At 69.6% G+C, this 10,545-nt stretch carries 8 protein-coding genes and 1 pseudogene; 8 read left to right on the top strand and 1 reads right to left on the bottom strand.

The genetic code is table 11. The features are described from left to right. The coding region (locus tag ACI2K4_RS14835) for a HAMP domain-containing protein (protein ID WP_404511433.1) at nucleotides 1-3,093 on the top strand (3,093 nt) is incomplete at its 5' end. A 24-nt stretch (nucleotides 3,094-3,117) separates the two neighbouring features. Next, nucleotides 3,118-3,672: a two-component system response regulator gene (locus ACI2K4_RS14830; RefSeq protein ID WP_404511431.1), complete on the top strand. Its 555-nt coding sequence runs from the start codon at nucleotides 3,118-3,120 to the stop codon at nucleotides 3,670-3,672. A gap of 62 nt (nucleotides 3,673-3,734) precedes the next feature. On the opposite strand, the gene ACI2K4_RS14825 is transcribed toward ACI2K4_RS14830, so the two are convergent. Further along, the gene (locus ACI2K4_RS14825; RefSeq protein ID WP_404511430.1) at nucleotides 3,735-4,070 is read right to left on the bottom strand and encodes an STAS domain-containing protein; all 336 of its coding nucleotides are present in this window, start codon (nucleotides 4,068-4,070) and stop codon (nucleotides 3,735-3,737) included. Nucleotides 4,071-4,232: 162 nt separating this feature from the next. Here ACI2K4_RS14825 and hemL point away from each other — a divergent pair, with 162 nt between their 5' ends. The 6 genes and pseudogenes from hemL (at nucleotide 4,233) to ccsB (ending at nucleotide 10,433) form a co-directional block, all read left to right on the top strand. Continuing rightward, entirely contained in the window at nucleotides 4,233-5,570 is a 1,338-nt protein-coding gene (gene hemL, locus ACI2K4_RS14820; protein WP_404511429.1) for a glutamate-1-semialdehyde 2,1-aminomutase, read from the top strand. A 4-nt stretch (nucleotides 5,571-5,574) separates the two neighbouring features. Continuing rightward, entirely contained in the window at nucleotides 5,575-6,222 is a 648-nt protein-coding gene (locus ACI2K4_RS14815) for a histidine phosphatase family protein (protein WP_404511427.1), read from the top strand. 4 nt (nucleotides 6,223-6,226) lie between these two features. Then, nucleotides 6,227-6,802 (top strand): annotated as a pseudogene (locus tag ACI2K4_RS14810) (TlpA family protein disulfide reductase); the annotation flags it as partial. Between the two features lie 101 nt (nucleotides 6,803-6,903). After that, nucleotides 6,904-7,770 (top strand): cytochrome c biogenesis CcdA family protein, encoded by an 867-nt coding sequence (locus ACI2K4_RS14805; RefSeq protein ID WP_404511425.1) that lies wholly within the window; start codon nucleotides 6,904-6,906, stop codon nucleotides 7,768-7,770. Next, a complete protein-coding gene (locus ACI2K4_RS14800) occupies nucleotides 7,770-9,437 on the top strand; it encodes a cytochrome c biogenesis protein ResB (RefSeq protein ID WP_404511423.1) in 1,668 nt (555 codons plus the stop codon). The genes ACI2K4_RS14805 and ACI2K4_RS14800 overlap by 1 nt, the downstream gene beginning before the upstream one ends. After that, a complete protein-coding gene (gene ccsB / locus ACI2K4_RS14795; RefSeq protein ID WP_404511421.1) occupies nucleotides 9,438-10,433 on the top strand; it encodes a c-type cytochrome biogenesis protein CcsB in 996 nt (331 codons plus the stop codon). Nucleotides 10,434-10,545: the final 112 nt, after the last annotated feature.

Raw genomic sequence — 10,545 nt, 5'->3', positions numbered from 1 at the left:
TCGACGGTCAACACGATGGTGGACCAGTTGTCGTCGTTCGCCGACGAGGTGACCCGGGTGGCCCGTGAGGTGGGCACCGAGGGCAAGCTCGGCGGTCAGGCCCAGGTGAAGGGGGTCTCCGGCACCTGGCGGGACCTGACCGACAACGTGAACTCGATGGCGTCGAACCTGACGTCGCAGGTGCGCAACATCGCCTCGGTGACCACGGCGGTGGCGAAGGGTGACCTGTCGCAGAAGATCACGGTGGATGCCCGGGGCGAGATCCTGGAGTTGAAGTCGACGGTCAACACGATGGTGGACCAGTTGTCGTCGTTCGCCGACGAGGTGACCCGGGTGGCCCGTGAGGTGGGCACCGAGGGCAAGCTCGGCGGCCAGGCCCAGGTACGCGGCGTCGCCGGCACCTGGCGGGACCTGACCGACAACGTGAACTCGATGGCGTCGAACCTGACCTCGCAGGTGCGCAACATCGCCCAGGTGTCGACGGCGGTGGCCCGGGGCGACCTGAGCCAGAAGATCACCGTGGACGCGCAGGGCGAGATCCTGGAGTTGAAGTCGACGGTCAACACGATGGTGGACCAGTTGTCGTCGTTCGCCGACGAGGTGACCCGGGTGGCCCGCGAGGTGGGCACCGAGGGTGAACTCGGTGGTCAGGCCGAGGTGAAGGGGGTCTCCGGCACCTGGCGGGATTTGACGGACAACGTGAACTCGATGGCGTCGAACCTGACCTCGCAGGTGCGCAACATCGCCTCGGTGACCACGGCGGTCGCCCGGGGCGACCTCGGTCAGAAGATCACGGTGGACGCGCAGGGCGAGATTCTGGAGCTGAAGAACACCATCAACACCATGGTCGACCAGTTGTCGTCGTTCGCCGACGAGGTGACCCGGGTCGGCCGCGAGGTGGGCATCGAGGGCAAGCTCGGCGGTCAGGCCCAGGTGAAGGGCGTTTCCGGCACCTGGCGCGACCTGACCGAGAACGTCAACCAGCTCGCCTCCACCCTGACCACCCAGTTGCGCGCGATCGCCCAGGTGTCGACCTCGGTGACCCGGGGTGACCTGACCCAGCGGATCACGGTCGAGGCGCAGGGTGAGGTCGCCGACCTGAAGGACAACATCAACCAGATGATCGTCACGCTGCGGGAGACCACCAAGAAGAACGCCGAGCAGGGTTGGCTCGACTCCAACCTGGCCCGGATCGGTGGCCTCCTGCAGGGGCAGCGCGACCTCGGCGAGGTCTGCCGGATGATCATGATGGAGGTCACCCCGCTGGTCGACGCGCAACTCGGCGCGTTCTTCCTGGCCGACACCGAAGAGGCGGTGATGCGGCTGCGGTTGACCGCGTCGTACGGCTATGTCGCGCGGCACCACAACGTCACCTTCGGTCCGGGCGAGGGACTGGTCGGGCAGGCGGCACTCTCCCGGCGCACGATCCGGGTGAACGTGCCGGACGGCAAGCTCACGGTCCGGTCCGGGCTCGCCGCCACGCCCCCGGCCGACCTGGTGGTGCTGCCGGTGCTCTTCGAGGGCGAACTGCTCGGCGTGATCGAGTTCGCCAGCGTCGCCGCCTTCTCCGAACTGCACATCACCTTCCTGGAACGGCTGGTGCTGACCATCGGCATCGCGGTCAACACCATCCAGGCCAACCGGCGTACGGAGGAACTGCTCGCCCAGTCCCAGCGACTCGCGCACGAGTTGCAGGAGCAGTCCGCCGAACTCCAGCGCACCAACGCGGAGCTGGAGGACAAGGCGCAACTGCTCTCCGAGCAGAAGGGCAACATCGAGACCAAGAACCGGGAGATCGAGATGGCCCGGATCGGTCTGGAGGAGAAGGCGCAGCAGCTCACCCGGGCGTCGGCGTACAAGTCGGAGTTCCTGGCCAACATGAGCCACGAGCTGCGTACGCCGCTCAACTCACTGCTGCTCCTGGCCCGGCTGCTGGCGGACAACTCGGAGCAGAACCTGACCGAGAAGCAGACCGAGTTCGCCCGGACCATCCACAGTGCGGGCTCGGACCTGCTCCGGCTGATCGACGACATCCTCGACCTGTCCAAGATCGAGGCGGGCCGGATGGACGTGGAGCCGACCGAGGTGCGGTTCGCCGAGGTCCGAGGCTACGTCGAGCAGGCGTTCGCGCCGCAGGCCGAGGAGAAGGGTCTGGACTTCCAGGTGCGGGTCTCCCGGGACCTGCCGGCCGCGGTGATCACCGACGCGCAGCGGCTCCAGCAGATCCTGCGCAACCTGCTCTCCAACGCGGTCAAGTTCACCGACAACGGCGCGGTCACGCTCCGGATCGCGCCGGCACCGGAGGGCACGTACTTCGACGTGCCGGCGCTGGCCACGGCCCGGCAGGTGGTCGCGTTCACCGTGATCGACACCGGCATCGGCATCTCGGACGACAAGCTGTCGCTGATCTTCGAGGCGTTCCAGCAGGCGGACGGCACCACCAGCCGGCGCTACGGCGGGACCGGTCTCGGGCTGTCGATCAGCCGGGACCTGGCCCGGCTCATCGGCGGCACGATCACGGTGTCGTCGGCACCCGGTCAGGGCTCGACCTTCACCCTCTTCGTGCCGGACGTGCTGGCGCCGGACGCGGTGGTCGCCCCGATGCCGCTGCCGGCCGCGCCGGTCCGCAACGACCTGCCGCCGCTGCTCCGCCCGACCGAGGTCGAGCGGATGAACGCCCCGGTCACCCGTCAACTCGACGGCGCCACCGTACTGATCATCGACGACGACGTACGCAACGTCTTCGCGTTGACCAGCGCGTTGGAGCTGCACGGGATGACGGTGCTCTACTCGGACAACGGGGTGGACGGCGTACGGCTGCTGGCCGAGCATCCGGAGGTCGATATCGTACTGATGGATGCGATGATGCCGGATCAGGACGGGTACGAAACGACCCGGGCGATTCGTCGTAACCACCGATTCGCTGACCTGCCGGTCGTCTTCCTGACCGCGAAGGCCATGCCGGGCGACCGAGAGTCGGCGCTCGGTGCCGGGGCCAGCGACTACATCACCAAGCCGGTCGACCTGGACGAGCTGATCGAACTGATGGCCTCGTGGGTCAACGGCGGTGGACGGGAGATGCCCAGTGAGTGAGTACGACAGCGAGGCGGCAGTCCGATGAGCGAGGTGGCGAAGGCGCTCCTGGTCGACGACCGGCGGGAGAACCTGCTCGCCCTGGAGGCGATCCTCCAGGGCCTTCCGGTGCACTCGGTGGCGGTGGAGAGCGGCGAGGCGGCGCTGAAACAGCTCCTGGTCGACGACTTCGCGGTGATCCTGCTGGACGCCCAGATGCCGGACATGGACGGGTTCGAGACCGCCAGCCACATCAAACGGCGGGAGCGGACCCGGCACGTACCGATCATCTTCCTGACCGCCGCGGACCGGGACGCCCAGCTCGCGCTCCGGGGTTACGCGGTCGGCGCGGTCGACTACCTCACCAAGCCGTTCGACCCCTGGGTGCTGCGGGCGAAGGTTTCCGTCTTCGTCGACCTCTGGACCAAGAACCGGCAACTCGTGGCCCAGTCCGAGGTGGTACGCGAGCGCAACGCCCAGTGGCGCAACCTGACCGACGCGGTGGACGAGGCGACCCGGCTGCTCCGTACGGACGACGCGGACGCCCGCGAGCGCGCGGTCGAACTCCTCGAACAGGCCCGCTGGGGCACCACCTCCTGAGGCGTAAGGAAGGGCCCCTTATTAACGCATAGCGTTAATAAGGGGCCCTTCCTTACGTGGGTTTAGCTGTTGGCGGGTTCGTTGCGGATCATGAGGGCGGAGCGCAGGCCGGTGATGTCCAGCACCCGCAGCAGGAAGTCGCCGACGTTGGTCAACACCAGCAGGGACTGGGCGTGACTCGCCTTGCGGCTGAGCACGACCAGGGTGCCGAGCCCCTGTGAGTCGCAGAAGGTGACACCGCTCAGGTCCAGCACCACGCGCGGCGGCGCGTCCGAGAGCACCTCGTTGACGGCGCCGGAGAGGCGACTGGCGGTGAGCATGTCAATCTCGCCGGCGAGGCTCAGGGTCACCTCGTCGGCGGTCCGCTGGACCGCGATGGTCAGCTCCGCTCGCTCCACCGGATCAGCGTATCGCGATCTAGATGACTCGGCCGGGTGGAGGCGTGCCGCCGCGCTGCGGGGCGAACCGGGTCGGGTCCGACCGGCGGTGGACGTGAGCGGGGTAACCGCAGCAGGGGTGGTTACCGGGCTGCCCGGCCGCGCTGACAGAATGGCGGCACCGTGACCGATACGTATCCTGCCGGCGCCGGCCCCTACCCGGCCGAGGCCCCGGCCTCCGAAGCCCTGTTCGACCGCGCCCGCGCCATCGTGCCGGGCGGGGTCAACTCTCCCGTACGCGCGTTCCGGGCGGTCGGCGGGACACCCCGCTTCATGGTCCGGGGTGCCGGTCCGTGGCTGTTCGACGCGGACGGTCGGCGTTACGTCGACCTGGTCTGCTCCTGGGGACCACTGATCGCCGGGCACGCGCACCCCGAGGTGGTCGCCGCGGTCCAGGCCGCCGCCGCACTCGGCACCAGCTTCGGCACGCCGACCCCCGGCGAGGTCGAACTCGCCGCCGAGATCGTCGCGCGTACGCCGGTGGAGCAGGTGCGGCTGGTCAATTCCGGCACCGAGGCCACCATGTCGGCGATCCGGCTGGCCCGTGGCTTCACCGGCCGGTCCAAGGTCGTGAAGTTCGCCGGCTGCTACCACGGGCACGTGGACGCGCTGCTCGCGGCGGCCGGTTCCGGCGTGGCGACGCTGGGACTGCCGGACTCGCCCGGGGTGACCGGTGCGGCGGCCGGCGACACGATCGTGCTGCCGTACAACGACGTGACCGCCGTCGAGGCCGCCTTCGCCGCCGAGGGCGAGCACATCGCCGCGATCATCACCGAGGCGGCGCCGGGCAACATGGGCGTCGTCGCGCCCCGGGACGGCTTCAACGCGAAGCTGGCGAGCACCGCCCACGCGTACGGCGCGCTGCTGGTGGTGGACGAGGTGATGACCGGGTTCCGGGTGTCCAAGGGTGGCTGGGCCGGGCACGAGCCGGTCGACGCCGACCTGTTCACGTACGGCAAGGTGATGGGTGGTGGCCTGCCGGCCGCGGCCTTCGGCGGCCGAGCCGAGATCATGTCCCGGCTGGCGCCGGCCGGGCCGGTCTACCAGGCCGGCACGCTGTCCGGTAACCCGCTCGCCTGCGCCGCCGGCCTGGCCACGCTCCGGCTCGCCGACGACGCGCTCTACCAGCGGCTGGACACCACCGCCGCCACCGTGGGCAAGCTGGCCAGCGAGGCGTTGGCCGCCGCCGGGGTGGCCCACCAACTGTCGTACGCGGGCAGCATGTTCTCGATCTTCTTCACCGAGAACGACGTGGTCGACTTCGACTCCGCCCGTACCCAGGACGTGGCCCCGTTCCGGGCGTTCTTCCACGCCATGCTGGCCCACGGCGTGTACCTGCCGCCGAGCGCCTTCGAGTCGTGGTTCGTGTCGGCGGCGTTGGACGACGCCGCGCTGGAGCAGTACGCGGCGGCTCTGCCGGCTGCGGCGGCAGCGGCCGCGGCGGTCAGTCACGGGGGGTAGGCGAGTGAGCAAGACGGTCGTGCACGTGCTGCGGCACGGCGAGGTGTACAACCCGGACAAGATCCTCTACGGTCGGCTGCCCGGTTTCCGCCTCTCCGAGTTGGGTGTCCAGATGGCCAAGGCGGCGGCGCAGTCGCTCGCCGACCGGGACCTCGCGTACGTGGTGGCCAGTCCGCTGGAGCGGGCGCAGCAGACCGCCGAGCCGATCGCGGCCCAGTTCGGGCTCCCGGTGGCGGTCGACGACAAGCTGATCGAGAGCGCCAACTGGTTCGAGGGGAAGCGGGTCTCGCCGGGTGACGGGTCGTTCAGCGACCCGCGTAACTGGTGGGTGCTGCGCGACCCGGTGACCCCGTCCTGGGGCGAGGCGTACCGGGTCATCGCCGAGCGGATGTTCGCCGCCGTGCACGCCGCCCGGGTGGCCGCCGAGGGGCACGAGGCGGTCTGTGTCTCGCACCAGCTCCCGATCTGGACCCTGCGCCGGTACGTCGAACGCAAGCGGCTCTGGCACGACCCGCGTAAGCGCCAGTGCGGGCTGGCCAGCCTCACCTCGTTCCACTTCGAGGGCGCCAAGGTGGTCGGTATCGGTTACTCCGAGCCCGCCGCCCACCTGGTCGCCATGTCGCCGACCGCGCGGACGGCCAAGGGGGCTTGACAGCATGAGGCGCTCGCCGCGGGTCTGGCTCGGCACCCTGCTCTCCGCCGTCGCGGTGGTGGCGTTGGCCGGCTGCTCCGGCGAGAGCTGGGAGGAGAAGTGCTCGACCAACGCCGACCAGGCGCTCGAGTGTGCCCCGGCGGACCGGGCACCCGCTCCGAAGTTCGGCGGTGAGCTGCTCGACGGCGGCCGGTACGACGTCTCCCAGGACCGTGGCCAGGTCGTCGTGGTCAACTTCTGGGGCTCCTGGTGCCCGCCCTGCCGGGCCGAGGCGGACGACCTCGAAGCGACCTACGTGGCGACCCGGGACCTCGGTGTCCGGTTCCTGGGGGTGAACGTCCAGGACGGTCGGGACAAGGCCAAGGCGTTCGAGCAGAGCCTCAAGGTGACCTATCCGAGTCTGTTCGACCCGGGCAACCGGGTCGCACTCACCTTCGAGGTGCCGCCGAGCAGCACCCCGGCGACGATCGTGCTCGACCGGGACGGCCGGATCGCGGCGGTGTTCCGCAAGCCCGTACTCCGTTCGATGTTGGAACCGGTGGTGACCCGGATCGCGGCCGAGAAGCCGGCGACCGGCGGCGCCCCGCCGATTCCACCGTCCCCGTCCACCACCGGCACCCCGGTCGACGCCGGCTCCCCGGCTCCGGTCGGAACCGGCTCCCCGACTCCGGTCGCACGCTGATGGGCGACACCTTCGCGAACCTCGCCGAGAGTGGACCGCTGCTGCTGGCGTTCGGCGCGGCGGCCCTCGCCGGCCTGGTCAGCTTCCTCTCCCCGTGCATCCTGCCGCTGGTGCCCGGCTACCTGTCGTACGTCACCGGCCTCGCCGGCGCCGACCTCGACGCCTCCCGGGTTAGGAAGGGCCCCCAGTTATCGGATTCAGTTGTAGAAGGGGCCCTTCCTAACGCCTCAGCCGAGGGCGAGAGCGGCGGCGGTGGGGTGGCGGTGGCCGTACGTGGTGCGGGGGCGGTGAAGGGGCGGGTGCTCGCCGGCACGCTCCTGTTCATCACCGGCTTCACCATCGTGTACGTGCTCAGCGCCATCCTTGCCGCCAGCGCCGGGCAACTGCTCGCCACCCACCGGCGGGCGCTGGAGATCGGGATCGGCGCGCTGATCATCCTGCTCGGGCTCGCCTTCCTCGGGCTGATCCCCGGCCTGCAACGGGAGTTCCGGATCCAGCGGCTGCCGGCGGCCGGGCTGATCGGGGCACCGGTCTTCGGCGCGGTCTTCGCCCTCTCCTGGCTGCCCTGCTCCGGGCCGACGCTCGGCGCGGTGCTGGGCATGGCCGCGGTGAGCGGACAGACCGACCGGGCGGCGTTGCTGGCGGTCGCGTACTGCCTCGGGCTCGGGCTGCCGTTCGTGATCTTCGGGCTGGCCTTCCGGCGCCTGCTCGGGGTCTTCAAGGCGATCCGGCGCAACAGCCTCTGGGTCACCCGGATCGGTGGCGCGCTGCTGGTCGTGGTCGGCCTCGCCCTGGTCACCGGCGGTTGGCTCGACTTCGTGATCTGGTTGCAGACCACCTTCGGCGTCGGTGAGGTCAGCATCTGATGGGGAGCGTCGAGGAACGTACCGACACGGGCGCCGGGCGGGGCACCACGACAGAGGTCGACCCGCCGAGGGTACGGGGGACGAACCGCCTGGTCGCGCTGCTGCGCAACTCCTGGCGGCAGCTCACCAGCATGCGTACGGCGCTGATCCTGCTCTTCCTGCTCGCGGTGGCGGCGATCCCTGGCTCGGTGCTGCCGCAGCGCAACATCAGTCCGGAGAAGGTCGACGAGTACTTCCGGGCCCACCCCGACCTGGCCCCGGTGCTCGACCGGATCGGCGGGTTCGACGTCTTCGCCTCGATCTGGTTCTCCGCGATCTACCTGCTGCTCTTCACGTCGCTGGTGGGCTGCATCGTGCCGCGCATGCGCGACCACGTACGCACGCTGCGCTCCGTACCGCCGGCGGGTCCGAAGCGGATGGACCGGTTGCCGCAACACGCGGTCCTGGCCGAGCTGGACGGGACCGGGCGGCAGGCCGTCGCGGAGGCGGGCGGCGAGCTGCCGGCGATCGCGGCCATGTTGCGCAAGCGGCGGTGGCGGGTGGCGGTGCACGGCGACACCGTCGCTGCCGAGAAGGGCTACCTCAAGGAGAGCGGCAACCTGCTCTTCCACATCTCGCTGCTGGCCATGCTCGTCGCGGTCGCGCTCGGCTCCTGGTACGGCTGGCACGGCAACCGGCTGCTGGTCGCCGGCAAGGACCACTCGTTCTGTAGCACCATCGACCAGTTCAGCGAATCCGGCCTCGGGCCCCGGGTGCGGGACACCGACCTGCCCGGGTTCTGCCTGGAGTTGACCAACTTCAAGGCCCGGTTCCTCCCCTCCGGGCAGCCGGAGTCGTTCAGCGCCTCGGTGCTGGTCGACGAGGACGGCGGCGCGCAGCGACCGGCCGACTTCTCGGTCAACTCGCCGCTGCGGCTCAACGGTGCGAGCGTCTACCTGCTCGGACACGGTTACGCCCCGGTGATCCGGTACACCGACCGCAACGGCAAGTCGATCACCGTCACATCGCCCTTCCTGAGCAACGACGGCAATCTGACCAGCGAGGGTGTGGCCACCTTCCCCGACGTCAACCTGGACCCGAAGACCGGCGAACGGGACCCGAAGCTCCAGGTCGCGTTCGAGGGGATCTACCTGCCGACCGCGCCGGACCAGCCACCCTTCGTACGCTCGCAGTTCCCCTCGGAGCGCAACCCGGCGCTGATGCTGATCGCCTACCGGGGCAACCTCGGTCTGGACGCCGGGCTGCCCGGATCGGTCTACAGCCTCAACCAGAAGCTGATCCGCGAGGGGAGGCTGACCCAGGTCGGTGAGGCGAAGCTGCTCCGCCCGAACGAGAGCTGGACCCTCGACGACGGCACGAAGGTCGAGTTCCTCGGCACCCAGCAGTACATCACCCTCTCCGTACGGCACGCGCCCGCTTCGACGCTGATGCTGGTCAGCTCGGTGCTGCTGCTGATCGGCCTGATGTTCGCGCTGTTCAGCCGGCGCCGTCGGGTCTGGTTCCGGGTGACTCCGGCCGCCCCGGAGAATGGTTCCACGACGGGCGGTAGTAGCTTGGTCGAGGCCGGTGGCCTACCGCGCACCGACTACGCCGGATTCGCCGACGAGTTCGACCAACTCGTCGCCGCGGTGAAACGCGGTGCCGGGAGCCGAGAAGGGACCGAGTAGATGGCCGCACTCTCCGACCAGCTCCTGGTGTTCACGATCCTGGGGTACCTGATCGCCATGATCAGTCACGCCGCGTCGTACGCCTTCGGCGGCAACGGCACGGTCGCCCGGATCGCCCGTCCGGCCCGGCAACTCGTCTCGGTGGGCGCGGGGGGCTCGACCTCCGACGACAGCGGCGCGGCGGATGTCCCGGACGACGGGGCGTTTGTCGGCAAGCTGCCGCCGAAGCCGACCGGCCGGGTCGTGGTCGCCGCCCGGATCGCCCTGGTGGCCACCCTGATCGCCACCGCGCTGCACCTCGGCGCACTGGTCACCCGGGGGGTCGCGGCGGACCGGCTGCCCTGGGGCAACATGTACGAGTTCGTGCTGTCGGTGACCTTCGTCGGTGCCGCCGGCTGGCTTTACCTGCTCTTCCGCTGGCCGGCCATCCGCCAGTTGGGGCTGCTGCTGAGCCTGGTGATGGTGGTGCTGCTCGGCATCGCCGGGCTGGTGCTCTACACCCCGGTGGTGCCACTGGTGCCGGCGCTGAACTCGTACTGGTTCGACATCCACGTAACCACGATCAGCTTCTCCTCCGGCATCCTGCTGCTCGCCTTCGTCCCCGCCGCGATGTATCTCCTGCGGGCCAGGTACGAGTCCGGCAAGCGCAGTTTCCCGTACGTGTTGGCGCGTAAGGCGCCGAGCGCGGTGACGCTCGAACGACTGACCTTCGGCCTCAACGCGTTCGCCTTCCCGATCTTCACCTTCGCGGTGATCGCCGGTGCGGTCTGGGCCGAGGCGGCCTGGGGGCGGGCGTGGGGCTGGGACCCGAAGGAGACCTGGGCGTTCATCTCCTGGGTGGTCTACGCCGGCTACCTGCACGCGCGGGCCACCCCGAGCGTGAAGCGCAACGTGGTCGCCTGGATCTCGATCCTCGGCTTCCTCACCATGCTGATGAACCTCTTCGGGGTGAACTTCTTCTTCACCGGCCTGCACTCGTACGCGGGCGTGAACTGACGCGGTAGAGCCGGGCTGCCCCGTGATCGCGGGGCTACCTGAGCCGGGCGATCGACTGATCTAGCTGTTGACAAGATGTCCTGCGGGCGCCAATCTTGACACTGACAAGCTC

The sequence above is a fragment of the Micromonospora sp. NPDC050397 genome (assembly GCF_044901685.1).
Classification (GTDB): Bacteria; Actinomycetota; Actinomycetes; order Mycobacteriales; family Micromonosporaceae; genus Micromonospora_G.
Note: the sequence above shows the minus strand (reverse complement) of the source record. Positions and strands in the feature narration are given on the sequence as shown.